The organism is Algoriphagus aquaeductus, from assembly GCF_003253485.1.
Classification (GTDB): Bacteria; Bacteroidota; Bacteroidia; order Cytophagales; family Cyclobacteriaceae; genus Algoriphagus; species Algoriphagus aquaeductus.
Genome location: NZ_QKTX01000002.1, coordinates 227,577 through 254,060 on the forward strand (window position 1 = coordinate 227,577; position 26,484 = coordinate 254,060).

17 protein-coding genes are annotated in these 26,484 nt (G+C 45.1%); 10 read left to right on the forward strand and 7 right to left on the reverse strand.

What is annotated here, in order from left to right; genetic code table 11:
- The first annotated feature begins 233 nt into the window (after nucleotides 1-233).
- From CLV31_RS03375 to CLV31_RS03415, 9 genes are all read left to right on the forward strand, one after another.
- The gene (locus CLV31_RS03375; RefSeq protein ID WP_111391463.1) at nucleotides 234-1,982 is read left to right on the forward strand and encodes an AMP-dependent synthetase/ligase; all 1,749 of its coding nucleotides are present in this window, start codon (nucleotides 234-236) and stop codon (nucleotides 1,980-1,982) included.
- 252 nt (nucleotides 1,983-2,234) lie between these two features.
- Nucleotides 2,235-2,696, forward strand: a complete 462-nt coding sequence (locus CLV31_RS03380; RefSeq protein WP_111391464.1) for a MarR family winged helix-turn-helix transcriptional regulator — start codon at nucleotides 2,235-2,237, stop codon at nucleotides 2,694-2,696.
- A gap of 45 nt (nucleotides 2,697-2,741) precedes the next feature.
- Complete coding sequence (locus CLV31_RS03385) at nucleotides 2,742-5,147, forward strand: 3-hydroxyacyl-CoA dehydrogenase/enoyl-CoA hydratase family protein (protein ID WP_111391465.1); 2,406 nt, start codon at nucleotides 2,742-2,744, stop codon at nucleotides 5,145-5,147.
- A gap of 66 nt (nucleotides 5,148-5,213) precedes the next feature.
- Entirely contained in the window at nucleotides 5,214-5,573 is a 360-nt protein-coding gene (locus CLV31_RS03390; protein WP_111391466.1) for a four helix bundle protein, read from the forward strand.
- Nucleotides 5,574-5,635: 62 nt separating this feature from the next.
- On the forward strand, nucleotides 5,636-6,811 hold the full coding sequence (locus CLV31_RS03395; RefSeq protein ID WP_111391467.1) for a thiolase family protein: 1,176 nt from the start codon (nucleotides 5,636-5,638) through the stop codon (nucleotides 6,809-6,811).
- 54 nt (nucleotides 6,812-6,865) lie between these two features.
- A complete protein-coding gene (locus CLV31_RS03400) occupies nucleotides 6,866-7,225 on the forward strand; it encodes a four helix bundle protein (protein WP_111391468.1) in 360 nt (119 codons plus the stop codon).
- 43 nt (nucleotides 7,226-7,268) lie between these two features.
- Nucleotides 7,269-9,062: an acyl-CoA dehydrogenase family protein gene (locus tag CLV31_RS03405; RefSeq protein WP_111391469.1), complete on the forward strand. Its 1,794-nt coding sequence runs from the start codon at nucleotides 7,269-7,271 to the stop codon at nucleotides 9,060-9,062.
- Nucleotides 9,063-9,217: 155 nt separating this feature from the next.
- Nucleotides 9,218-10,885 (forward strand): PQQ-dependent sugar dehydrogenase, encoded by a 1,668-nt coding sequence (locus CLV31_RS03410; RefSeq protein ID WP_111391470.1) that lies wholly within the window; start codon nucleotides 9,218-9,220, stop codon nucleotides 10,883-10,885.
- 86 nt (nucleotides 10,886-10,971) lie between these two features.
- Complete coding sequence (locus CLV31_RS03415) at nucleotides 10,972-12,036, forward strand: PAS domain-containing sensor histidine kinase (RefSeq protein ID WP_111391471.1); 1,065 nt, start codon at nucleotides 10,972-10,974, stop codon at nucleotides 12,034-12,036.
- On the opposite strand, the gene CLV31_RS03420 is transcribed toward CLV31_RS03415, so the two are convergent.
- From CLV31_RS03420 to CLV31_RS22010, 5 genes are all read right to left on the reverse strand, one after another.
- Nucleotides 12,033-13,640 carry a GMC family oxidoreductase gene (locus CLV31_RS03420; RefSeq protein WP_111391472.1) on the reverse strand — a complete coding sequence of 536 codons (1,608 nt, stop codon included), beginning with the start codon at nucleotides 13,638-13,640 and terminating at the stop codon, nucleotides 12,033-12,035. The genes CLV31_RS03415 and CLV31_RS03420 overlap by 4 nt on opposite strands.
- 311 nt (nucleotides 13,641-13,951) lie before the next feature.
- On the reverse strand, nucleotides 13,952-15,607 hold the full coding sequence (gene glgP / locus CLV31_RS03425) for an alpha-glucan family phosphorylase (RefSeq protein ID WP_111391473.1): 1,656 nt from the start codon (nucleotides 15,605-15,607) through the stop codon (nucleotides 13,952-13,954).
- Between the two features lie 76 nt (nucleotides 15,608-15,683).
- Nucleotides 15,684-16,055 (reverse strand): hypothetical protein, encoded by a 372-nt coding sequence (locus CLV31_RS03430; protein WP_111391474.1) that lies wholly within the window; start codon nucleotides 16,053-16,055, stop codon nucleotides 15,684-15,686.
- 84 nt (nucleotides 16,056-16,139) lie between these two features.
- The gene (locus CLV31_RS03435) at nucleotides 16,140-17,804 is read right to left on the reverse strand and encodes a carboxylesterase/lipase family protein (RefSeq protein WP_111391475.1); all 1,665 of its coding nucleotides are present in this window, start codon (nucleotides 17,802-17,804) and stop codon (nucleotides 16,140-16,142) included.
- Between the two features lie 119 nt (nucleotides 17,805-17,923).
- Nucleotides 17,924-21,133: an ATP-binding protein gene (locus tag CLV31_RS22010; protein ID WP_111391476.1), complete on the reverse strand. Its 3,210-nt coding sequence runs from the start codon at nucleotides 21,131-21,133 to the stop codon at nucleotides 17,924-17,926.
- Nucleotides 21,134-21,395: 262 nt separating this feature from the next.
- On the opposite strand from CLV31_RS22010, the gene CLV31_RS03445 reads away from it, so the two are divergent.
- Nucleotides 21,396-24,686 carry a S41 family peptidase gene (locus tag CLV31_RS03445; protein ID WP_111391477.1) on the forward strand — a complete coding sequence of 1,097 codons (3,291 nt, stop codon included), beginning with the start codon at nucleotides 21,396-21,398 and terminating at the stop codon, nucleotides 24,684-24,686.
- Between the two features lie 225 nt (nucleotides 24,687-24,911).
- Here the strand turns inward: CLV31_RS03445 and CLV31_RS03450 are convergent, their stop codons facing one another.
- Together CLV31_RS03450 and CLV31_RS03455 are read right to left on the reverse strand one after the other, a co-directional pair.
- The gene (locus CLV31_RS03450; RefSeq protein ID WP_111391478.1) at nucleotides 24,912-25,913 is read right to left on the reverse strand and encodes a cytochrome C; all 1,002 of its coding nucleotides are present in this window, start codon (nucleotides 25,911-25,913) and stop codon (nucleotides 24,912-24,914) included.
- A gap of 20 nt (nucleotides 25,914-25,933) precedes the next feature.
- On the reverse strand, nucleotides 25,934-26,455 hold the full coding sequence (locus CLV31_RS03455; protein WP_111391479.1) for a nuclear transport factor 2 family protein: 522 nt from the start codon (nucleotides 26,453-26,455) through the stop codon (nucleotides 25,934-25,936).
- Nucleotides 26,456-26,484: the final 29 nt, after the last annotated feature.

Sequence of the window (26,484 nt, forward strand, 5' to 3'; positions counted from 1 at the left end):
AGTGGAAAACTAGTACATAACCTGTGGAACCCCTATTGATAATACCAGAACAACTGTGACTAAAAAAATCAAATCACTTTGTCCACAAATCCACACCCTTAATAACCTTATTAGATTTTTTTAATTAAATAAACTAATAGAAATATAGAGTCGTGGATTCTGTGGAAAACATGGGTTGTGATTCCGTTTAGCTTTTGGTAATATTAGAAAGCTTAAACCCAAAAAAATCAACCATGGAACTTACAAGGCTCTTTGATCTCATTCCTTACCAAATCGCCAAGTACAACAAGGAGGTAGCTTTTGCAAGGAAGGAAAACGGGATTTGGAAAACTTATTCCTCCCAGAATCTAAAAAAAATTGTCGATAATCTCAGTTTGGCATTTTTAAATCAAGGAGTGACAGAAGGCGATAAAGTTGCCATTATTTCTGAAAACAGACCGGAATGGAATTTCATCGATTTGGCTTTGCAACAAATCGGAGCCATCTCTGTGCCGATGTATCCTACCATTACCTCGGAGGATTATGCTTACATCTTTGATCATGCAGAGGTCAAGATGATTTTTGTCGGCGATCAGGTGATTTATGACAAAGCTGCTCAAGTGGCTGAAAACCGCAAAATCTATTCTTTTGACCGTTTGGATGGAGTGGAACATTGGTCCGCTCTGGAAGAGAAGGGCGAATCAGGAGATTTGGATGCTTTAGAAGCATCCAAAGCTAAAGTACGTCCTGAAGATCTTTTTACGATCATCTATACTTCAGGGACCACAGGAAAACCGAAAGGAGTCATGCTGACTCACTCTAATGTCCTTTCTAACCTGATCTCCGTATCCCATATCATGTCGCCTCCTCCGGGAAGTTCAAAAGTCTTGAGTTTTTTGCCTCTTTGTCATATTTATGAACGAACGGCCTCCTTCTGCTTTATCTATTTGGGTTTCTCGGTCTACTATGCCGAAAACATGGAAAAAATCGGAGAAAATCTAAAAGAAGTTCAGCCCCATGTTTTCAATACGGTTCCGCGACTTTTGGAGAAGGTCTATGACAAAATTGTGGCTAAAGGATATGAACTCACCGGAATTAAGAAAATGCTCTTTTTCTGGGCGCTTAATTTGGGTTTGAAGTACGATCCGGGAGCTGATATGGGGGGGTGGTATAATTTTCAGTTGAAACTGGCCAATAAGCTCATTTTCTCGAAATGGAGAGAAGCCTTAGGCGGCAATGTAATGCAGATCAATTCGGGAGCCTCAGCCCTGCAGCCACGCCTTGCCAGAGTATTTTGGGCTGCAGGTATCAAAGTTTGTGAAGGATATGGACTGACAGAAACTTCACCAGTCGTGACGGCATCTATTGGGACAAAAGAAGAAATCCGAATTGGGTACGTAGGAAAGATCGTAAAAGATGTTCAGGTAAAAATCGCGGAAGACGGCGAAATTCTGGTCAAAGGGCCCAATGTGATGCAAGGGTACTACCGAGAGCCTGAGATGACCGCAGAGGTACTTAAAAACGGCTGGTTTCACACAGGAGATATCGGGGAGCTGGATGGAGAGTATCTCAAAATCACGGATCGCAAAAAAGAGATGTTTAAAACCTCCGGAGGGAAATACATTGCTCCACAGGTAATGGAAAATAAATTCAAGGAGTCGCTGCTTATCGAACAACTGATTGTAGTGGGTGACGGGCGTAATTTTCCGGCTGCATTGATCGTTCCCAGTTTTGATGGATTGAGGGAATATTGCAAGCGAAAGGATATTCCTTATACTTCTGATGCAGAAATGGTCAATAAGCCTGAGATCAAAGAAAAGTATCAAGCCGAGGTCGATTCATACAACAAGTATTTTGGAAAATGGGAGCAGATCAAGCGATTCACCCTCTTGGATAAACCTTGGGGAATTGATTCAGGTGAGCTTACTCCTACCATGAAATTGAAGCGAAAAATCATCACTCAAAAATATCAGCGGCAGATCGATGAAATATACCAGGCTTAATTGCCTGGTTTTTTTGTGATTACTTTAAAATCATAAAAAAATCTAACCAAAATTTATTTCTGGATTTCTGTAAGTTCTTCAATTTTTATTCCGATTGGAAGTATGAAATAGTCTTTTATCAAATTTATATTTTATCTATTGGTCCTATTGCCATTTTTAATTTGTGATGCATGCATAACTTTTTTAAAAAATAGTATGCATGCATACAAAATTTCTCTAACTTAGAACTCGCCATTTTTCGAGTAGAGGTTCATGAAAAGAGAAGAAACAGTCGATTATCATATCAAAAGTGCCTGGCATGCAATTTCCCGCATGTACAATCAGCAAGCTGCCGAGGAGGGATTTACCACGGCAATAGGATTTGTCTTGATCAATATCAATTCGAAAGAAGGAACTCCAGCTACTAAAATTGCTCCCTTGATAGGATTGGAGACCCGAAGTCTCACCAGAATGCTGAAGACCATGGAGGAAAAGGGCTTGATTTTCAAAAAAGCCGATCCGGTGGACAAACGATCCGTGAGGATTTTTCTCACAGCCGAAGGCAAGCGGAAAAAAGAAATCTCGATCCAGACCATCATGACGTTTAATCTAAGAGTGCGGGAAGTGGTAAGTGAAGCCGAATTGGAAGTCTTTTTTGGAGTCTTTTCCAAAATCCAATCGGTGATCGACCAGGTTCAGATCAATGAGATCAACAAGCCCATATTTGAAATATAAACCCAATCCCAGTACAGGATTTTAACTACCAAAAAACCCAAAAAAATGAACAGAACCATTAAAAAAGTTGCCGTTTTAGGTTCCGGAGTGATGGGCTCGCGAATAGCCTGTCATTTTGCCAACATCGGTGTCCAAGTACTTTTGTTGGATATTGTTCCATTCGAACTCACAGAAGAGGAACAGAAAAAGGGACTCACCAAGGACCATCCCGCAGTGAGAAATCGGATTGTGACGACAGCCTTGCAAAACACGCTGAAGTCCAATCCATCTGCTATTTATGACAAAGCGTTTGCATCGCTGATCTCTACGGGTAACTTCGACGATGACCTTCCCAAAATCAAGGATTACGATTGGGTCATCGAAGTGGTCGTGGAGCGACTCGACATCAAGCAGCAGCTTTATGAAAAAGTAGAGAAATACCGAAAACCAGGAACTCTCATTACTTCCAATACTTCAGGCATTCCCATGCACCTGATGTGCGAAGGCAGATCTGAAGACTTCCAGACTCACTTTGCCGGTACTCACTTTTTCAATCCGCCACGCTACTTGAGACTATTGGAAATCATTCCCGGTCCAAAGACGAAACCGGAGATCATCGACTTTTTGATGGATTATGGAGATCGATACCTGGGTAAAGAAACGGTGCTGTGTAAGGATACTCCGGCATTTATCGCCAACCGAATCGGGGTGTATGCCATCATCTCAGGAATGCATGCCATCGAAAAAGCCGGTTTTGGTGTATCCGAAGTAGATAAATTAACCGGTCCGGTGATCGGACGGGCAAAGTCCGCCACCTTCCGCACGATGGACGTGGTCGGTTTGGACACCACAGTCAATGTAGCGAACAACCTCCACAAGGCACTTCCTCACGACGAATCGCGCGACAAATTCAAGCTTCCCAAAATCGTCGAGGTCCTCTACAACAACAAATGGTTTGGAGACAAAACCGGTCAGGGCTATTTTAAAATGATCCGTCACAAAGACGGCAGCAAGGAACTAAAAGAGCTTGACCTGAAGACTTTTGAATACAAAGATGTCGAAAAACCCAAATTCAAAGCCTTGGAAGCTTCCAAGGAAATCGATGACCTCAAAAAGCGTATCAAGTTCTTAGTAAATTTTGATGACCGAGCAGGCGAATTCTACAGAGCATCATTCTATGATTTGTTCAAATATTGCTCACACCGCATTCCTGAAATTTCCGACGAGCTCTATCGAATCGATCAGGCAGTTTGTGCCGGATTCGGTTGGGAACTTGGTCCATTTGAAACTTGGGATGTCCTAGGTGTGAAAGAAACGGTGGAAAAAATGGAAGCTGCCGGCGAAAAGGCTGCTCCTTGGGTTCACGAAATGCTAGGCGCTGGACACGATTCCTTCTACAAAGTCGAAAACGGTAAGCGAAAATACTACGACATTCCTTCCAAATCTTATGTGGAAATCCCGGGCATCGAAGATTTCATCATCCTGGATACGCTCAAATCAGCAGGCAAGAAAGTTTGGGGAAATGCCGGATCGACCATTTACGACATGGGCGATGAGGTGATCGGCTTGGAGTTCCACACCAAAATGAACTCCATGGGTGCCGAAGTCATCGAAGGCATCAATACCGCGATCGGAATGGCCGAAAAATCATACAAAGGATTGGTCATCGGCAACGAAGGCGGAAACTTCTCCGCAGGTGCCAATTTGGCCATGCTATTCATGTTTGCAGGAGATCAGGAGTTTGACGAAATCAATCTGATGATCGCCCAATTCCAAAACACCATGATGCGGGCGCGATACTCCTCCGTGCCGGTGGTGGTGGCTCCGCACAATATGGCTTTGGGTGGGGGATGTGAACTTTCCCTTCATGCAGACCACATTCAGGCGCATGCCGAATTGTACATGGGCTTGGTCGAAGTCGGTGTGGGATTGATTCCCGCAGGTGGCGGAACGAAGGAAATGACCCGACGATTTGCCAATGGAGTCATTGCAGGAGACGTGGAGCTCAATCAGCTTCAGGAGTATTTCATGAATATCGCCACGGCTAAAGTTTCCACTTCAGCTGAAGAGGCCAGAGGATTGGGATACTTGAGAACCCAAGACGGTATCTCCCTCAATAGAAAAAGACAATTGGCAGATGCAAAAGCCAAAGTGCTTTCGCTGTCAGATTTGGGATATACACAACCGGCACAACAGACCAATATCAAGGTCTTGGGTAAGACTTCCTTGGCACTTTTCGAGGCAGGAATCACCGGGATGATATATGGCAACTACATCTCTGAGCATGATGCCAAAATCGCCAGAAAACTGGCTTGGGTAATGTCCGGAGGCGATTTGTCCTCACCGACTGAGGTGTCAGAGCAATACTTGCTTGACTTGGAGCGTGAAGCTTTCTTGAGTTTAACTGGCGAGCAAAAGACCCTGGAGAGAATTCACAGCATCTTGTTTAAGGGCAAGCCGCTTAGAAACTAAGTAAAGTATCTAGTATCAAGACATAAGTATCAAGACATAAGTATCAAGACATTAAACACACTAATTATGCACAACTTCAAAGAATTAAAAGTATGGCAGAAAGCTGTTGATTTAGCTGTTAAGATTTACACCGTCACCAAATCGTTTCCTGTGGAGGAAAAATTCGGTCTCGTTTCTCAAATGAGGAGAGCTGGTGTGTCTGTTCCTTCAAACATTGCTGAGGGTTGTGCAAAAACTTCCTCAAAGTCATTTGTGAATTCTTTGGAGGTCAGTCTTGGTGAAAGTTTTGAGCTTGAAACTCAAATGATCATTTCAGAACGAGTAGGAATTCTTGATCCAGAACTCGCCAAAGAAATGGAAGCAGACCTTACAGAAGTTCAGCGAATGATCATGGGTTTAAAAAACTCTATTGAGTCCAAATCTTGATACTTGATTCTAGCTACTTGATAGTCTAAACCAATAACCCAATTACCAACAACTAATCAAAAATGGAAGCATACATAATAAACGGATATAGATCGGCGGTAGGAAAAGCCAAAAAAGGAGGTTTTAGATTTTACCGTCCAGATGACTTGGCCGCTGATGTGATTAAGCATTTGGTGGCAAATACACCAGGTCTCGAACCCAAAATGGTCGATGACCTAATCGTGGGAAATGCTGTTCCCGAAGCCGAACAAGGCATGCAGATGGGAAGAATGATTTCGCTCTTGGCCTTGGGAATTGATACTCCCGGATTTGTGATGAACCGTTACTGCGGGTCAGGATTGGAAGCTATCGCGTTGGCCGTAGGGAAAATCAAAGCCGGAATGGCCGATTGCATCATCGCAGGAGGTACAGAATCCATGTCTTTGGTGCCGATGATGGGCTACAAAACTGCCCTCAACTGGAAAATCGCCTCGCAGACGCCTTCTTACTACCTCAGCATGGGGTTGACAGCAGAGGAACTCGCCAAAGAATATGACATCTCCCGGGAGCAAGCGGATACTTTTTCGGTAAGATCGCATGAAAAAGCCCTGGCAGCGATTGCTGCAGGCAAATTCAAAGACGAAATCGTACCTGTCGAAGTAGAAGAAACTTATCTCGACGAAAAAGGAAGAAAGAAAACCCGAAAGTTCACCGTGGATACCGACGAGGGACCCCGTGCAGGCACGACCATGGAAGCTTTGGCAGCATTGAAGCCTGCTTTTAAAAATGGTGGCCAAGTGACTGCCGGAAACTCCTCTCAGACTTCAGACGGAGCTTCCTTTGTAGTTGTCATGTCCGAAAGATTGATGAAATCGCTGGGATTGGATCCGATTGCGCGAATGATGTCTTATTCTGTTGCCGGAGTGGATCCTCGCATCATGGGTATCGGTCCCAAAGAAGCTGTGCCAAAGGCGCTGAAACAAGCTGGACTTACCTTGAATGAGATTGACTTAGTCGAGCTCAATGAAGCATTTGCTGCGCAGGGACTTGCCGTGATGAAATCACTCGATATGAATCCGGAAATCGTCAATGTCAACGGTGGTGCCGTCGCATTGGGTCACCCACTCGGATGTACCGGAGCCAAACTGTCTGTTCAGATTTTCAATGAACTGAGAAGGCAAAACAAAAAGTATGGCCTTGTCACTGCCTGTGTCGGTGGTGGACAGGGAGTTGCGGGTATTTACGAGTTACTCAAGTAGTACTTAAAGACATTAGACGCTAGACACAAGACGTTAGACTCAACGACAATAGCTATGCATAACTACAAGGAATTGAATGTTTGGAAAAGATCAATAAAGCTCTGTGCGACCATTTATAAGCTCACAGCAAATTTTCCTAACGAGGAGCGATTCGGCCTTATTTCTCAAATGAGAAGAGCATCTGTATCAGTTCCATCAAATATTGCTGAAGGAGGTGGTAGAAGGACCGACCGGGAGTTTCTTCATTTTCTTGGTGTAGCCCATGGGTCTATTTGTGAATTGGAGTCTCAGCTTTATGTAAGTGTGGAATTAGAATTTGTCAATTTTGATCAAATCGATTCCATCACTGCCGAATTAACTGAAATCCAAAAAATGCTTTACGCACTTATCCAAAAATTTGAAAATCAAGCGTGACTATCTTAAGTCTTAAGTCTCACGTCTTAAATCTTAATATCATATGGCAACAATTTCAAAATCCATCCAAGGCGGAGAGTTTCTGATCCGCGATACCGAAGCTCAGGATATTTTTATCCCTGAGGAGTTTACCGAAGAGCAAAGAATGATGGCTCAGGCCTGTCAAGATTTCATTGATACCGAGATTGAACCCAGAGTCGAAGAAATCGACAGCATGAAAAATCCTGATTTGGTCCCATCCATCTTCAAAAAAGCGGGTGATCTTGGGCTGCTTGGTATCACGGTTCCCGAGGAGTATGGAGGCTTAGGCATGAGCTTTAATACGTCCATGCTGATTGCCGATATCATTGGCGCTGCGGGATCTTTTTCTACGACTTACGGGGCACATACCGGAATTGGTACCCTTCCGATTTTGTACTATGGTACAGAGGAGCAAAAGCAGAAATACCTACCCAAACTGGCTGTTGGTGAGTGGGCAGCTTGCTACTGCTTGACTGAACCCGATGCAGGTTCCGACGCCAACAGTGGAAAGACTAAGGCCACCCTTTCGGCAGACGGTAAGCATTACCTGATCAATGGGCAGAAAATGTGGATTTCCAATGCAGGTTTTGCCGACCTGTTCATTGTCTTTGCCAAAATCGAGGAGGACAAAAACCTGACCGCCTTTATCGTGGAGAAGACCTTTGGTGGAATCACCATGAATGAGGAAGAAAAGAAATTGGGGATCAAAGGATCTTCCACCCGTCAGGTGTTCTTCAACGATTGCCCGGTACCGGTGGAAAACATGCTTTCAGAGCGTGGTAATGGCTTCAAAATCGCCGTGAACATCCTCAATATCGGCAGAGTAAAACTCGGGGCAGGTGTCCTTGGAGGGGTACGTGGAGTGACTAGCCTAAGCATCAAGTACTCTACAGATCGCAAGCAGTTTGGCGTGAGTATTAATACGTTTGGAGCCATCAAGTCCAAGCTCGCCGAAATGGCAACAAAAATCTTTGCTACCGAATCCCTGTGCTACCGTGCAGGTCAGGATATTGAAGATCGAATGGGAGCTTTGGCGGCTGAAGGTCTTCCAGATGCTGAGGCTAAGTTGAAAGCTTTGGAGCAGTTTGCCATTGAATGTGCAATTGCCAAAGTCCATGGATCCGAAGTACTCGACTACGTGGTGGATCAGGGTGTGCAGATCTATGGAGGAATGGGTTATTCGGCTGATGCTCCGATGGAAAGAGCCTATCGTGATGCCCGTATTTCCAGAATCTACGAAGGAACCAACGAGATCAACCGCATGCTGATGGTGGGTATGGTGCTCAAGCGCGCCATGAAAGGTGAAATCAACCTCTTCGAGCCCGCGATGGCAGTGGCGTCTGAATTAACCTCGGTACCATCCTTCGAAAGCATCGATGCATCCGAGCTTTTCGCTGTGGAAAAAGACATCCTCAAAAAACTCAAGAAAGTATTTCTGATGGTCGGGGGAAAAGCCGCTATGGCGCTTCAGGACCGCATCGAAGACGAGCAAGAGATCATGATGAACCTGGCCGATGTGATGATTGAGATCTATGCAGCCGAGTCTGCGATTCTCAGAGCGGAAAAAATCGCCATGAAAAACGGCGAAGATTCAGCCAAAAATCAAATCGCCATGGCTAAGATTTACCTCTACGAAGCAACAGACAAGATCGAAGCTGCGGCAAAGGAAGCCATTGTTTCTTTTGCCAAAGGCGATGAGCAAAAAGTACTTTTGATGGGATTGAAGCGATTCACCAAGCCGGACTTTATCAACGTGAAGGAGCTCAGACGTCAAGTGGCCGATTACATGATTGCCCAAGGAAAATACCCATTTTAAACAATAGAGATAGATAGGTTGAGTGCCAAGCCTCCGGTTATGAAAGCGACCGGAGGCTTTTTTTTCGAAAACCATTCCGAAAATAATCTTCCGAATTTCAACTGAATTCACCTTTTGTATTTTTTCCGAGGAAAGAATCCAGCAATTTAGTGGGGATGAAAAAGCCAGAAATACTTGTCGCCTTCCTTGGTTTGGTTCTTTTTGCCTGTCAATCCGAAAAAAATGATTTTGGATCCGAGATTTCCTCCGACGCCAGTCAAATCCTGAAGGGAAAAACTCTTTTTGAGCAGCAATGCTCCACCTGTCACAACTTCAACGAGGATGCCATCGGGCCCAATCTGAGTGGTCTTACCCGACAGGTCGAGACCCAATGGATCCGTGATTTTATCAAAAACCCTGGGGCGGCGATCGATGCCAAAGATCCTCGAGCCGTTGAGCTTTTGGCCAAGTACAAAACCCAAATGCCGGGCTTTCCTGCTTTGAGTGATCAGGACATCGACGCATTGCTGAGTTACATGCATACCTTTGAGACGCTGCCGATTCCGATCAGTGGCGATACCACATCCAATCTGATTCCCGAGCGAGTTCAAGATTCCGGTATTCGGTTAGAACTCGAACTTTTCACCCAACTTCCTGCCTCGGACACCGTTCCGCCTTTGGCCAAAATGACCAAGATGGAACCCATTCCAGGTACCCCGCGGCTGTTTATCAACGATCAGCGAATCGGTCTTTACGAAATTGAAAATCAAAAGCCGGTACTTTTCCTCAATCTGAAAGAAAAACGACCTGCCATGGTCAGCAAACCCGGTTGGGCGACAGGAGTAGGAAGTTTTGCTTTTCATCCTGAGTTTGAAAAAAATGGTCTTTTCTATACTTCCCATACTGAGCCGGGTGGCACAGCGCCCTCGGACTTTGGCTACACCGATAGCTTGAGCGTATTTATGCAGTGGGTGCTCACCGAGTGGAAAGCAGAAGATCCCAGGGCCAAAATCTTCAAAGGGACCGACCGGGAAATCCTCCGGATTGACAATGCTTCCCAAGCCCATGGCATGCAGGAGCTGACCTTTAATCCCCATGCCCAAAAAGGAGATGCTGATTTTGGACTGCTCTACATCGGCTATGGAGATGGAGGTACGGCAGAAAAGCGATTTGCCGCCATCTCCAATCATCAGGGAAAGGGAATTTACAGCAGTATTTTGAGAATAGATCCAGCGGGGACTGACGGCAAAAATGGAAAATATGGCATTCCCAAAATCAACCCATTTGCCGGAAAGTCCGGATTGGCGGGAGAAGTTGTTGCTTATGGATTCCGCAATCCCAACCGAGTCTTTTGGGATGACAAAGGAAATCTCCATGCCACCGATATCGGTCAGCACAGCATTGAGGAAATCAACCGCATCGAGCCGGGCAAATTTTATGGTTGGCCGATACGTGAAGGTACTTTCGTGATCAATCCCTTCGGAAGTTTCCGAACGCTTTATCCTTTACCTGCCGATGATGCCAAGATTGGGGTAACTTATCCACTGATCCAGCTGGAGCATGACGAGACGGTGGCGGTGATCGGCGGATATATGGTTTCAGAAGGGCTGTTGAAAGGGAAATTTGTCTTTGGAGATGTGCCTTCCGGAAGATTGTTTTTTGTGGATCTGAATGAATCTTCCAGTCCTGTTACCCAGTCATGGGGCGTGACTTTTGGAGGAAAGGAAATTTCCATGAAGACCTTGGTAAATCATGATCGAGTGGATTTGAAGTTTGGAATTGATTCCGATAAAAAGGTGTATATCATGAGCAAAACGGAAGGGAAAGTCTATCGGATCAAATAAATCTCTTTTCTTGTATTTGGTTAACTTCGTCAAAAGATTGATCCAATAAGTCATTCTTGACCGTATCTTAGGGCTTAACCAGACCTATGAATTCACCCAAATTCGATTACGAGCTTTTCTTTGAGCTGACTGCCGACTTGTTTTGCATCGCAGGATACGATGGCTATTTTAAAAAAATCAACACTTCCGTCGCTAAGGTTTTAGGATACTCCATGGAGGAGTTGTATAGTCGCCCGATCAATGATTTTGTACACCCTGAGGATAAATTTACGACAGCCAAAGTTAGAGAACAGCTGCATCAGTCTAAACCTCTCTTGAATTTTGAAAATAGATACTTAACCAAGTCTGGAGAGACGGTGTGGCTTTCATGGACTTCGATGCCGGTAGACAGTCAACAAGTTGTTTTTGCGATCGCAAAAAATATCACGCACAAAAAGGAAATTGAAGAGCAACGAAATTCCTTACTTTCTCAATTGAGCCTACTCAATCAGGAACTGAAGCAGCTGACTTTTTCCACATCCCATGATCTCCGTGCCCCGGTCAATAATTTATTGTTGGCGTTTGACTTGCTGGATGTCAATAAAATTGAGGATCAGGACACCTTAGAACTGATCCTTTTATTGCGAAACTCGGGGAGAAAGCTTTCGGATACACTTAATAAATATGTGGATGTCCTTAAAGAAAGGCACGAAAAAGAAACCGCTATCGAGAAGATTTATTTCCAATCCTCGGTTGATCAGGTGCTGGATTCGATCAAAACCTTGATCGTATCATCCCAAGCATCAATTCAAACAGACTTTTCGAGGGCACCTCAGGTAGAATTCAACGGCCCCTACCTGGAGAGTATTTTCTTAAATCTGATTACCAATTCGATTCGTTATTCTAAACCAGGAGTTCCTCCACAGATTCATATCCGATCACAAATTGTACAAAATGGGGTTCAGTTAATTGTGGAGGATAATGGCTTGGGAATGGATTTGGATAAAATGGGCCATAAACTGTTTAGGATCAATCAGTCTTTTCATGGACATTCCGAAAGCAAAGGAATCGGGCTTTACCTGGTCTACCATCACATCACAGGATTGGGCGGAAAGATAGACGTCGAAAGTCAAGTCAATCAGGGAACTCGATTTACCATCACATTTCCTTAAGAAGCTGTTCCCAATATCAGATCTGAGGCTTTTTCTCCAATCATGATCACGGCCGCATTCGTGTTTCCTGCCACAATTTTAGGCATGATGGATGCATCGGCGACCCGCAGACCTTCTATTCCAATTACCTGAAGCTTGGAATTGACCACAGCATCAGGATCATTTCCCATCTTGCAGGTACCGACCGGATGATAGATCGTTTCGACACGTTGCCGGATGTGATTGGCAAGTCCTACCTCGGATGAATCCAATGGACAGATCAATTCTTTTAAATGTGGTTTGAACCCCTCTTGAGAAAAAATCTCCAAGGCTTTTTTCGCACCTTGGATTAAGGCGATCAAATCCTCCTCTCTGGAAAGAAAATTAGGCTGAATGATAGGAGCTTCCAAACCTTGATTGGAACGGATGCCTACATACCCGATGCTTTTGGGCTTCAGCAAACTCGGCAAAATGGTAAATCCATCCACCCGGGGATACGTGTCCAGATTATACATGTCTGTGTTGATATCATTTCCGGCTTGGATCGGAGAAAAATGCAGCTGAAAATCCACCGGTTGGTTGGGCTGGGTGGAGTAAAAAGCCACAGCTTCCAACGGACTGCAAGTCATCACCCCTTTATGGGTGAGCAGGTATTGAACCAGATTCTTTACCTGATTCCAGGGTTTGAGATGATGATTAAATCCTTCTTGGGTCTTGGAATGAGCGGAAACCGGGAAAAACAAATGGTCTTGAAGGTTTTTGCCCACTCCGGGAAGAGCTTTCACCAAGTCAATTCCGTGTTTTTTCAACTCTTCCGGCTCTCCGATTCCGGAGAGCATCAGGAGTTGTGGAGAGTGAAATGCGCCCGCAGAGAGAATGACTTCTTGGGTTGCAATAACTGTTTGGCAGGAATTCTTACCGGTAAAAAATTCTACACCGATAGCCCGATCCCTTTGGATCAGAATTTTCTTTACGCTAGTGTGGGTTAAGACATGCAGGTTTTTTCTCGAAAGCGCAGGGTTTAGAAAGGCTTTTGCGCAGCTTTGTCTTGTTCCGTTTTTGATGGTAAACTGAAAAAATCCGGCTCCGTCTTGCCTTTCTCCATTGTAATCGGGATTGGCGGGAATGCCTGATTGGGTACAGGCCTCGACAAAAGCACTTGCATAGGGAGTCCGAAAGCTTTTGGCAAATTCGACGTGGAGGGGTCCAGTTTTTCCGTGGTAGGAATCATTAAGGTCGGCATGGTTCTCTGACTTTTTGAAATAGGGCAAAACGGAATCATACCCCCAACCTTCATTTCCCCACTTTTCCCACTCATCAAAATCTGTCCGATTGCCTCGCACATAAGCCATCGCATTGGTAGAACTGGAGCCTCCCAAGGTCTTTCCCCTTGGAAGATAGAGACGTCGGTGATTCACAAACTCCTGCGGCTCGGTCCAAAATCCCCAATCTACTTCCGAACGATGAAGCTTACCGTATCCGGCAGGGACACCGATTTCACATTTTTTATCCGGACCGCCTGCTTCCAATAGCAAAACGGAAAACTTCCCGCTCTCGCTTAGTCGGTTTGCAAGAACACATCCTGCCGAACCGGCGCCTACGATTATAAAGTCAAAAGAAGACATGGGCTGGGGTTTTGGGGATAATTTTAAAAAGGTAAAAAGAAAAAATACCCTATGAAAAGCTTCGAAAACAAAACAGCCCCAAATTTTGGGGCTGCTGTTTAAGTTGATTTTATCCCTGATTATTTTTTTGGGTTATACGGAACTTTGCCGGTAGCTCATCTTAACTATTTGAAGATCAAGATTACGACAAGTTTTTGTGCATCTTCAGCCGCCTGTGCTGAGCACCTTGCCGAGAAGAGTCGGGAAGTTCGAAGCATCCGACCCACTATCACAGAGTAATTCCTCGACTGGCAAAAAAGCGTATCACCAAATTATTTATACATCAGTTGGTAGTACTCGCTTGCCATCCGATTGCTTTCAAATTCATATCGGACATCGTGCATTCCGGCCTGGACTATATCTCTCCATTTTCTTTTGTTGCTGTAGTAAAGCGGCAAAATTTCTCCTTTTAGGATTTCATACAAATGGCGAAGATCATGCTCGTCTTGGTCTTGAATGCTGAGATGATGATAGTCTGCCTGAGGGACAATGAAGCAATTTTCACCATGTCGGGCAAACTCGCAAATCCAACCGTCAAAAGTGCTGAAATTGACAGATCCGTTCATGGAAGCAGTCATGCCTGAGGTACCCGAAGCTTCCCTGGGTACTCTTGGATTGTTGAGCCATACATCGGAGGCTTGTTTCAGCCGCTTGCTAAGGGTCAGTTCATATCCTACACAAACAGCCACATTTTTAAAGCGCTTGCTTAGGTGAACCAGAGAATTGAATACTGAAATCGCTCCATAATCCATCGGATAAGGTTTACCTGCCCAAATGATCTGAATCGGGTGCTGCGAATCGGACAGCAAGGCTTCGAATTTTTCCAAATCTTGGGCAATCAGGTCTGGACGCTTATAGGCTGCAAACCGTCTTGCCCAGACAATAGTCAACACATCCGGATCAAAGATTTTTCCAGTTTGGTCAGCCACAATTTCAAAGGCTCTTTTTTTCAGATAGCGCTTTCGGTCGTCAAAGCCCTCATTGTCGGCTTCCTCCATGAATCGATAAAGCTGCTTATCCGCCCAATACTTCCAATTTTGCGCGTTGGTGATGGATTGAATTTCCGGAATATCAGGATAGCCTTCCCACATTTTCCGGCTTACTTCCCCATGAAGTTTGCTCACCCCATTGGACTCTTTGGCAAACCGAAGGGCAGCCAAGCTATGGTTAAATAAATTTCCCTCCATCCCGGTCAACTGTTTGATCTCGGAAATGCTGTACCCGTAAAAATAACTCATCTTATCACAGAGGTAGAAATCATGTTTCTCATTACCTGCTTCCTCCGGAGTATGTGTGGTGAAAACCAGTCGTTTTTTAACCTCCTCTTTACTGCCAAATTTCTTCATCAGGTAAAACACACTGCTTACCGCATGGGCTTCATTGAGGTGGTAGACCTCGGGGTTAAAGTTGAGCTCATCGATCAATTTGGCCCCACCCAATCCTAAAATCATCATTTGGGCGATTTTGGCGGCCGTATCAGAGTCATAGAGCTTGTGGGTGATCGTTTGACTGAGGTAGTCATTTTCGGGCAAATCCGTGCTCAGCAAAAACAAAGGAGCAGATTTGAAGGTATCCGGCGGCAAATACCATGCTTTGACCCATACCGGCTGATTGTGGACGGGAACGGTAAATTTGATTCCGGTATCTACCAAAAAGCTGTAGGTTTTTTCATACCATTCAGGCTTGAGGGTTTGGTCCTGATTTCGGCCTTGATCATAATAGCCATATTTCCAGAGTATCCCGATGCCGATGAGGTTTTGCTTCAACTCATAGGCACTCCGCAAATGAGATCCGGAGAGGAATCCCAATCCTCCACTGTAGATTTTCAGCGGTTGGTGTATGGCAAATTCCATAGAGAAATAAGCGACCGATTTGGCGTATTCCGGCGCTGGTTCATAAGGGACTTTATAGTTTCTGAAGTCAGTCATAGTTCAAAAGTTTGGAGGCAAAAGTTAAGGGAATCCTTGGAGTGAAAGGACTTTTTCTTCGTGGAATTGGAAAAATTTAATTTTTTCCAGCCAAGAAAAATACCCCATAAATCAGGTAAGAACCGACAAAAGCTGCGGGCATCACGATGACTAAACCAATCATCAACTCAAAAGGAAATAGGTTGTGCGAGCTCGGGTCTAGGGTCATGTCAAATAGAATCCGCGAAAGCATTCCCAACATCACTCCAAAAGTGACCCGAAGTGCGTTTTGAGCGGGTTCTTTCTTTCGCAGTAATCCGGCAATTAAAACCGCGATAAACGCTCCGGGAGCCTTGATGTAAAATACGGATTCGTACAGCGCTTTTTCTTCCGAAAAATCCGCCGTCCAATAGCCTATGGCACCTACGATGAATCCCAGGATGAGGATTATCCAATTGATATGTTTCATATTGACGTGATAAAAAAGACTTGGATATCAAAAAGCCTAAACTTTCCGATAAATCCAAGTCTTTGTGCTCAAGTCTACCAAGTGTTAAGCCTGGGGCAAGGCAGCTCTTGCGGCTCGATCCGGATCATTTTTTACTTCACAGGAATCATTGAGGATCATAGTCTCACCTTTTTCTGCCGTGAATTTGGGCCAGTTCGGTAAAGTTCCTGCGTTGGGATTTCCTGTTTTCATAAAAGCCAAAAGCGAAGCTGACATTTTCTCAGAGAGTAATCTGGGTCGTTTGCCTCCACCAGTGTGAGTGTACATCCGATCCGTATTGTCATACCAAAAACAAATATCGATGCAGTGGAATGCTCTCATCCGGCCGTTATACAGATTGGGTTCCCAGCCAAACCAAGCCATATATACGGGCGCATTTTGTTTGGCTTTGGCATTGCCGCAGGCGACTGCATTTGCCCGATTGGAAGCGGCGAGGGTCATGATTTCGGCTGGTTTTTTCCCTGGGAAATTGACCGCATAAGCCTGATAGACTTCACCTGCTTTGTCTCCAAACCGCTGTTTCATGGCTTCGATAATTTCCCCTTCTCCGGCATTGTCCAATTGTGGATTGGTACGGGTCGCACCCCATTCGTGAAAAGTCGTGCAGATCATCAGCGGCATATCGGCGGTGTGATCATTGGGATTGGAGAAAAACTCTCCTTTGGGCACATGGACTCCATCTGCGACCGGGCCGAAACCTCCTCGGAATCCCGGTTGTGGATTTTCTTTTCGCATTCGGTCCAGCGCTTTGTTGGCTATATCGAGGTATTCTCTCCAGGGAATATCCTGAAGTTTGTCGACCTCGCTGGGATTCAGCCCTGCAGTCTCGAGGACATATTGACCTAGTTTTCTACTGTATTCCTGATCATTCGCCCGCAGCATGCTTCCACTGAGGGCTACTCCTTTGTGGACAATACCTTTGGCTGCCGGCATGGACATGGTGCAGGTGACTTTGGCTCCCCCACCTGATTGACCCATGATGGTGACATTACCCGGATCTCCGCCGAAATTGGCGATATTATCCCTTACCCATTCCAGAGAGGCAATGATGTCCAGTTGGCTGACGTTTCCGGAGGATGCATACTTTGCCCCTCCTACTCCTGAGAGGTCTGTAAATCCGATCGGTCCAAGGCGGTGGTTGATGGAGACAAAAACCACATCCTTCCTTTTGGCAAAATTTTCGCCGTGGTAGCCATCCTGCTCGATTCCGTTCCCATTTGTAAATCCTCCTCCGTGCAGCCACACGAGCACCGGACGCTTTTTGCCATCGGCTATTGCATTGGTCCACACATTAAGTTTCAGGCAATCTTCAGAGACATCGTCGTAGTTCCAATGGTCTGCGAATGAATAATGAACTGCCGCATATCGGCGATCCATGATCTGTGGAGCGGTATTTCCCCACCAAATAGTGTCTTTTATACCTTCCCATTTTTCAGGTTTTTGAGGAGGCATAAATCGGTTTTTGCCGGCAGTGTCAGCGCCATAGGGCACACCCAGAAAAGTATAGACTCCGTTGAGCTGATAGCCACGGATCTTTCCATAGACCGTATTTGCTATCGCAATATCGTCTCCGATATGGAGAATCTGATCGTCATCTGCTTCGGGTTTTGGGCTTGACTTGGAGTGCGCATTTCCTGTAAAAGGAACCGCTGCCAACCCGGCAGTTCCCAGTCCGATTTTTTGTAAAAAATCGCGTCGGTTATTTTTCATGGTTTGAAAGGGTTTAGTGTCAACTTCTATTGTCTCAAGTTGAGAATATAGAATGAAAAATCCTACCCGTTAACATTGATTTTTAAAGGGTTAAAACCAGAAATGGGACGTTGAGCCTATTAATAAGGAAGGATAATGGTGAATTTGGTGCCTTTTCCTACTTCAGACTCAATCATCAACTCGCCGCCGTGAGCTAGGATGATATCGTAGCTTAAAGACAATCCAAGTCCGGTTCCTTCTCCTGCCGGCTTGGTCGTGAAGAAGGGTTGAAGGATTTTGTCTTTGATTGATTCTGGAATTCCTTGGCCATTGTCCTGAATCGAGATCGTAATTTTTTGATTTTCTTGTCGTGTTTGGACGATCACTTCAGGTTTAAATTCACTGTCACCCTGCGCTTTTCGAAGGGTTGACTTTTCCCTCACGGCATAGAAGGCATTGTTGATCATATTCAGGATAACTCGCCCGAGGTCCTGAGAGACCACGTTGATTTTGGGAAGATTGGCGTCAAAATCCGTCTTGAAGTCAGCCGTAAAGCTTTTGTCCTTTGCCCGCAACCCATGGAAGCTAAGACGCAGGCATTCATCTGCGAGTGCGTTGATGTCCGTTTCCTCTTTTTCAGTAGAGCTTTTGCGACTATGAGCCAGCATACCTCTGACAATGGAGCCTGCCCGCTTGCCATGATGATAGATTTTGTTGAGGTTTTCTTTTATGTCTGAAGCCAGCGCTTTTACTTCTTCCAGATCGCCTTTTTCGATTTCCTCATTCATCTCATCAATCAGCTCCACACTGAGTTCGGAGAAGTTATTCACAAAATTCAGGGGGTTCTGAATCTCATGGGCAATGCCGGCGGTGAGCTCTCCAAGCGAGGCCATCTTTTCAGATTGGATGAGTTGGGCTTGGGTAGCTTTAAGGTCGGCGATGGATTTTTCCAGTTCGGTAGTTCGTTCAGCCACTCGTTCTTCCAACAGGCGGTTTTCGGCTTTAAGCTTTCTGGAACGCCATTTTACAATACCGGTAATCGCAGCACCGATGAGCAAGGCATAGATCAGGTACGCCCACCAAGTGGCATACCAAGGCGCCAAAACCACAAAGGAGTACACCGCTTCCTCACTGATTCTTCCCGTGTGGGCCAAGGCTCGTACATGGAAGGTGTAAGTGCCGGGTGAGAGATTGGTGTATTCCTTGAAGGGGTTGTCATTCCAATCCACCCAATCGGAATCAAATCCTTCCAGATAGGTTTGGTATTTGGTTTTCTTTTCGTCTTCGAAGTAGGGCGCTGCAAACTCAAAGCGATAGGAATTCTCTTTTCGCTCTACAGCAGGCACATCCTGTTTTCTACCGTAAAAGGGCAAGGGAATGGTATCTGTTTTGGTTTCGATACGCCGGATTAGGGTGAAAAATTGCTTATCGGTCTGATTGTCCTTTTTAGGGTCGTAGCGGATTAGACCTTTAGGATTACCAAACCACATGATGCTATCCTCATCAATAAAATCCACATAGGATAAATAGGGTGCAATGGAATTTGGTGTTTCATCCTTGGCATAGGTACCATCCTCCTGTCGCTTAAGAATATACTTTTTGCCATTTTTGGACTCCATCCATATGATTCCACTTTGATGTTGTGTCAAATCTATCATTTCACCTTGAAGTAATTGAAACTCTTCAGCGGGTACAAATTCACCCTCCTTATTGGAATATTTTTTCCATCCTTCCTTTGAAGAAGAATAAAAATCTCCATTAATCAGAGACCATGAACCATTTATGTCAATCTCTTGGACTTTAATGATGCTTTTATCTAATTCTCCATGGGCAAAGTCTGTCTTACTTGGATCTATTCGAAAAACACCGTTAAGGCTTGTTACAAAGACATTTCCTTCTTTATCCTCTGTTAAATAACCCCCCACACTACCTATTCCCGGTACTTTCCCCTCATATTCCCAAGTGGGTTCTTTGGTTAGACTCCTCCGATAAAGCAAAAGACCTGTACCTGTTCCGACATAAAGTAGATTTGGTGATTTTTTTGGAATCAGAAAACTATATGCAATACCAGAATTTTCTGGAAAATCCAGAAGGACAGGGCTCCCCTTCTGAAGTAGTTTGGCAGTATTAGCTGCTATCAATAAGTTTTCCCCGTCATATTTTAAATCGAAAATTTGCCCTGTGTTGAAATTGGAATGAGTTTTAAAAGATTTCGAGACAGAGTCAAATTTCACCAAGCCATTATTCGTGCCTAAAAAGAAGTCATTTCCCTTTTTTTGTATGGATCTAACCGTTGAATTGATCCCATGTTCCTTGCCAAAAGTCTGAACAGGAGAATTAATTGCTACACGAGCGATACCGTCATCAGTAGTTACCCATAATCCACCTCCAAGGTCTTGGTAGGTACTGGTGATAAAATCAGAGGGCAACCCCTGACTGGAGTCAATTTTTTTAAGAATTTCGCCCTGAGGATTCATAATTATTACTCCTCCATCGATGACAGAAAGAACATAGTTCCCGTTGTAAACAGAGGCTCTATACAATTGAGATCCTTTTTGGACCAACCCATCGACCTGAGTTGGAAACCTTTTTAATCCATCTTCTCTAAGGAGATAGAATCCCGTATTAAACATTCCGATCAGGAATTCCTCACGCTTATTTTCAATGAAAGGTAACATGATGCTGATTTGATCCTGACTTAAAATCTCTGTGCCTGGAACCAATTTCATCTCTTCACCAATCAACTGATATAGGCCTTTTTCTTTTTGGGAAACATAGTAATCCTCTCCCATTAAGAAAGCCAGGGTAAATGACTTTTCTGCGGGCCAGGATTTGAGTGATTTCAGTGAAAAATTCTTCTCTAGCTCCAAGCGGATTACGTGAAAATTGGTCTGAATGAAAATGGAATTATTCAGAAAATGGATTGTCCAAATCTGGAAATTTTCCTGAAGTTCTTCAGGAATCAAATTCAGAAGGGAAATGGCTTGAGTTTCTCCATTGGAATCAACCTCCAAATATCCAAAATCCCTACCCCCATAGTAAATACGGCCAGTAGGATCTTTCGCCAGAATTCGAATAGGGTTTTGAATTACTGTGCGCCAAGTGACACCATCGTATTCCAAGAGTTCACCTCCAGAACCTAAATACATCAGCCCTTCATCACCTTGGATTGCAGTCCAAAAAGTTGAGGAAAAAGACCCCATCTCCTCAGGAGAAAAAATGGTAGTAGGCAGCCTCCCAATCTCATCAAAAACAGATTGCCCCTCTGATATTTTTGGAATCAGAAGCAAAAATCCGAGTGAAAACAAAAATCCAAGCGTGCCGAAAACTGATCGATTTCCAAAGGTCATAAGGATAGATTGGGATAAATGAAGCGGTAGCTTTTGTGGTTTTCAGAAAAATTGCTTTGCATGTACATTATAGTTATTGTAAAAAAAGCGAAAAGCTGTCTCAGGTTTGGGTTAGCTAAACACCTATTTCCCAGTAAAATATTGTAAAAAAGTTATTTGACCAAATAAATTTTGGTTTGTCCTATTGGTATAAAAGCAAAGCGATAGACTTCCATTTTTTCCTAACTTCCCACTCTCTCAGAATGACCCAAAGATTTCACTTATGAAAAAACTCTTTGCCCTCACCCTAAGTCTGATTTTCCCCTTGATTGGAATCAGCCAACCCACTCACGGGTATTTTATGCACCCGGATGTCCACGGAAATACCGTCGTCTTTGTGGCAGAAGGGGACCTTTGGAAAACTTCCCTCACAGGAGGCGAAGCCATCCGACTGACTACGCATGCAGGAGAAGAAAGCTCACCCAAAATCTCCCCTGACGGGAAATGGGTTGCCTACGCCGCGACCTATGAAGGACCGACAGAAGTCTATTTGATTCCGATCTCCGGAGGATTGCCCCGTAGACTGACTTACGAACCAGCGGCCTCCGTTCCGACCGATTGGAAATCGGCTACCGAAGTCGCCTATGTGACCAATCAGTATTCCACTCTGCCACGTCTCAATACGGTTGTAATAAATATTGAAAATGGAAGCAAGATCATCATTCCTCTGGAAATGGCTGCCGAGGGAAGTTTCAATCAATCTGGCGATACTTACTATTTTGTCCGGCCCACTTTTCACAATAATGTGACCAAGCGCTATGAAGGAGGCACGGCCCGGCAACTTTGGAAATTTACCTCAGGACAGGCTGAAGCCATCAAACTTACCAACGATTACAAAGGAGAAGACCATCATCCGGTTTATCATAATGGTCGGATATATTTTCTGTCTTCCCGAGACGGTATTCAAAACGTCTGGTCCATGAACGAAAACGGCTCAGACCTTAAGCAGCATACCAAGCAGTCTAGCTTTGATGTACGGGAGCTTTCGATTCATGGTACCAACCTGGTGTATCGATCCGGGGCAGATTTGTTTGTGCACGATTTGTCCAGTGCTCAGGAGAAGAAATTGGCGGTCAGCCTGACTTCTGATTTTGATCAGTTGAGAGAGTATTGGATCGATAATCCGGCCAATTATATCAGTAACATCTCTCTCAGCAATGACGGTGAAAAAGTGGCTTTGACTGCTCGTGGACGTGTTTTTGTCTTTCCGACAAAGCAGGGAAGAGCACTTCGTTTGAGCCAAAAAGACGGCGTTCGCTATCGGGATGCGGTTTTTTCTTCGGACGGAAAAGATATCCTGACCTTCTCTGACGAAAGTGGGGAGTTTGAAATCCACCAATATTCCGGATTGGGACTAGATCAGGGAAAAAAGTTAAGCAGTGACGGTAAAACACTCAGATTTGGACTTTTGCCTTCTCCCGATGGGAAAAAGCTCGCCTACTACGACCTCAATAATGAGCTCTGGATTCAGGATATAGCCACGGGCAAAAAAGTGAAAGCCAATGCATCCGATGAAGATATCAGCGGTGCGATGTCCTGGTCTCCCGACAGCAAGTGGCTGGCTTACGGACAGGCGGCTTCCAATACCTTTATGCAGTTGTTCATTTTCAATGCTGAAACAGGCAAGCGAATCCCGCTCACTTCTGACCGGACAAACAGCATGAACCCGCAATGGAGTCCGGATGGTAAGTGGATCTATTTCATGTCAGACCGGAATTTTGAATCCCGTATCGGATCACCTTGGGGCACACGTCAACCCGAACCGTTCTGGGAAAAGCAGATCAAAATCTATCAGGTGGGCTTGAAGAAAGGATTGGTTTCTCCTTTCCAACCCAAAAACGAACTTAAAGCCGCCGAAGAGAAAAAATCTGAAGGTCCCGTCATCGTAACGATCGAGGAGGAGGGCTTGATGGAGCGCGTCCGTGAGGTTCCGATTCCTGCCGGAAATTATAAAAGTCTCGTAGTGACAGACAAGGCGCTTTACTATCACCGAGTGGGACCGGGAATGGGCATTTATTATGGAGGAGGTGCGTCCAATGAGGATAATCCCGCTCTGATGATGACGCCGATAGATGAGAAGGCCGAGCAAAAAGTCTTTGCCGATAAGGTCAACAGCTTTGTCACTTCGGGCAATAATAAGTATGCCCTGCTCCGACAGGGATCCAATCACTACGTGGTTGAGTTGGGAACCTCACCCGTATCCGATCTTTCCAAAAACCAGCTCAATCTCGCTGGATGGAAGTTTTCAGTTAACCCCCGTGAAGACTGGAAGCAAATCTACACCGATGCCTGGAGAATGGAGCGGGACTACTTCTACGACCGCAACATGCACGGAGTAGACTGGGATGCGATGTACAAAAAGTATCTTCCTTTGGTGGATCGAGTCACGACCCGTCGGGAGCTTTCGGATGTGATGGGAGAGTTGATCGGTGAACTTAGCGTCTTGCATACTTCGGTAGGTGGAGGGGATCTGAGAAATGGCGATGATCAGATTCAGTTTGGGATGCTGGGAGCGAGATTTTCCAGAAATGAAAAGCTCAAAGGCTACACCATAGACCATATTTTCCAGAGTGATCCGGACTATCCCGATGAAATGTCACCTTTGGCTCATCCGGATATGAATATTTCTGAAGGAGACTTGATCACCCATATCGACGGGGTTTCGGTCATGGATGCACCTGATTTGCTGTATCTCCTTCGTGACAAAGCCGGAAAACAAACCCGAATCAAAGTGCTGAGCAGTACCGGTGCAGACAAAGGTGAGCGAATTATCGTTCCTATGTCCTCTTCTGCCGAGTCCAATCTCCGATACAATGAATGGGAGTATACCCGCCGTCTGATGGCCGAGGAAAAGTCAGGAGGAGATATCGGCTATGTACACCTGCGCGCGATGACTGCTCCGGATATCGGGCAGTGGTACCGTGATTTTTATCCACAGTTTAAGAAGAAAGGCTTGGTCATCGACGTGCGCCACAATCGTGGTGGAAATATCGATTCCTTCATTTTGGAAAAGCTGATGCGGGAGGTTTTCTTCTATTGGAAGAGCCGAACCGGAGAACCGTATTGGAACATGCCGTATGCCTATCGCGGACATTTGGTTTTGCTCGTGGATGAGTTTACGGCTTCGGATGGGGAGGCTTTTGCCGAAGGCTTCCGCAGACTGGGCCTGGGCAAAGCGATTGGTGCCCGTACTTGGGGTGGTGAAGTGTGGCTTTCTGGTGTGAATACGCTGACCGACAATGGTGTGGCAAGAGCGCCAATGAATGGGGTGTATGGTGAAAAATTGGTCGGTGGAGACACAGACCAAGGCGAAGGCGTCGAATGGCTGATCGAGGGAGTTGGGTTTATCCCGGATATCGAGGTGATCAATCTACCCAAGGCGACTTTCGAAGGAAAAGATGCGCAGTTGGATGCTGCCATTGAGCATTTGAAAGAGTTGATCAAAGCAGATCCTAGACCGGTTCCAGCCCCGCCGGCTTATCCGGATAAGAGCTTTAAGAATGGGAAGAATTGATCGGGGAAGAGTTTGAGGAGCTTAATGACTTCTGCTTGAATTATGTAGGAACTGCCTTCTTATTTCTGGTAGTTGCAATGGGCTCTAGCCAACATGAATGAGAGCAATTCTGAAATTGGTTTTATGCCCTGGAATTTCTTTTCGACTCAAAAAAATCCAGGAATAGAATGATACTCAAAAGCCGGCCAACGTAGCCGGCTTTTGGTATTCACACCGAATATGGATTTATTTTTTGTACATCAACTCCCCAACTTGATAATCTACCGGTTCCAGACTATGTAAGTAGAGATATATGGCTTCCAGATCTTCATCAGACATTCTGGAAAATGGACCCCAATGCATCGGAGAAATTGTGATTGTCCTGCCTTTTCTAAATCGCTCCTTCCATTCTTCTACCGACTTAAATTTTGCAAGAGCACTGTTGGGATGAGGAGTAATATTGGGCGAGCGCATCCATAAATCGGGATCTTCACCCAATGCTTCGTGCATTTCAGGCCAAGGCTCAAATTCCATCCCTCCGGCATATTCTGGTCCGATCGCCTCAAATGTCATCAGATCCCGGTTGGTGTGACATCCAACACAGTTGGCGACATATCGGGCCAGATATTCGCCTCTGATTACGGTCGCCTCCATAGGTGGTGCACTGGGAAAGGGTTTAGGGCTTTCGATCGGGTGAAACGATGGGACAAAGACGCGTACGGCTTTTCCAAGAAAACTCCATTGATTATCCACGACTTGGTTTTCGACAGGTTCTGTACTTCGGAGATAGGAGACGATCGCAATCAAATCTTCATCTGCCATATCCCAAAAGGGCATGATCAAAGCCATGCTCGCTGTTCCGTCAGGTTTTACAGCATGACGCATCATTCTGAAGAGTTCTCCGTCCGTATATCTCCCGATTCCGGTCAGGGGATCAGGAGTCAGATTTTTGGTAAAGAGGCTACCCAAAGGACCGAGTTTAAATTCCACCCCACCTTTGAGCGGGATCGGTTGCCCAAGGTCTGCTTGGATATACTCCTCAATGCTCGAAACATGACAATTGGAACAATGGGCAGGCCCATGAACAAGGTATTTTCCTTTTGCAATGACAGTGGAGTCCGTACTGACTTCCAGATTCGGATAAGGATAGTCATAGACTTTGTCCCATGCGACCTGGACATACACAAGCAGTCCAACAATCACGATAAGAATTAGCCCTACTAGGCTAAGTGCTATTTTTTTAACCATGGCTTTTCCAACTTGGTGGACTAGTTGATCGCAGTGGAATCTGTAGCTGCTTTCTTGGATTGTTCCAATTCCATCAAGGCCTGGATGATCGGGCCATTATCCCAGTAGCCATATTCTTTGACTATTTTTCCATCTACAAATTGAAAGGTTTCATGGACCGGAACGACAAATTTCTGGTTTGTTTCTGTCAACGTACCCGTCCATTCTGCCCATACATTGACCCAAGTTTCTCCTTTGTCGGTCGTGACCATCTCTATTCCATCCTCATTTAATGAAATGGAGTAATTGGAAAACATTCCCATTTCTTCTTTTTGGGAATTCATGATATCATCCAGTGTGGCAGGTTTACTTTCAGGAGTATTGATAAAAATTTGGGCATTGGGGGCATAGTATTGTCTTTGACTCTCGAGATCACCTGATTCATAGGCTTTAAACATCGCCTTTATGGATTCGATTTCCGGTGAATTTTGCGTGTAGCGTTCGGTTTGTTGGCATGCAAATGCCAAAATCACCAGGGCAAGAATTAAAGGAAGCTTTTTCATGGTTTTTGGGGTTTTATGGGTTGGAAATA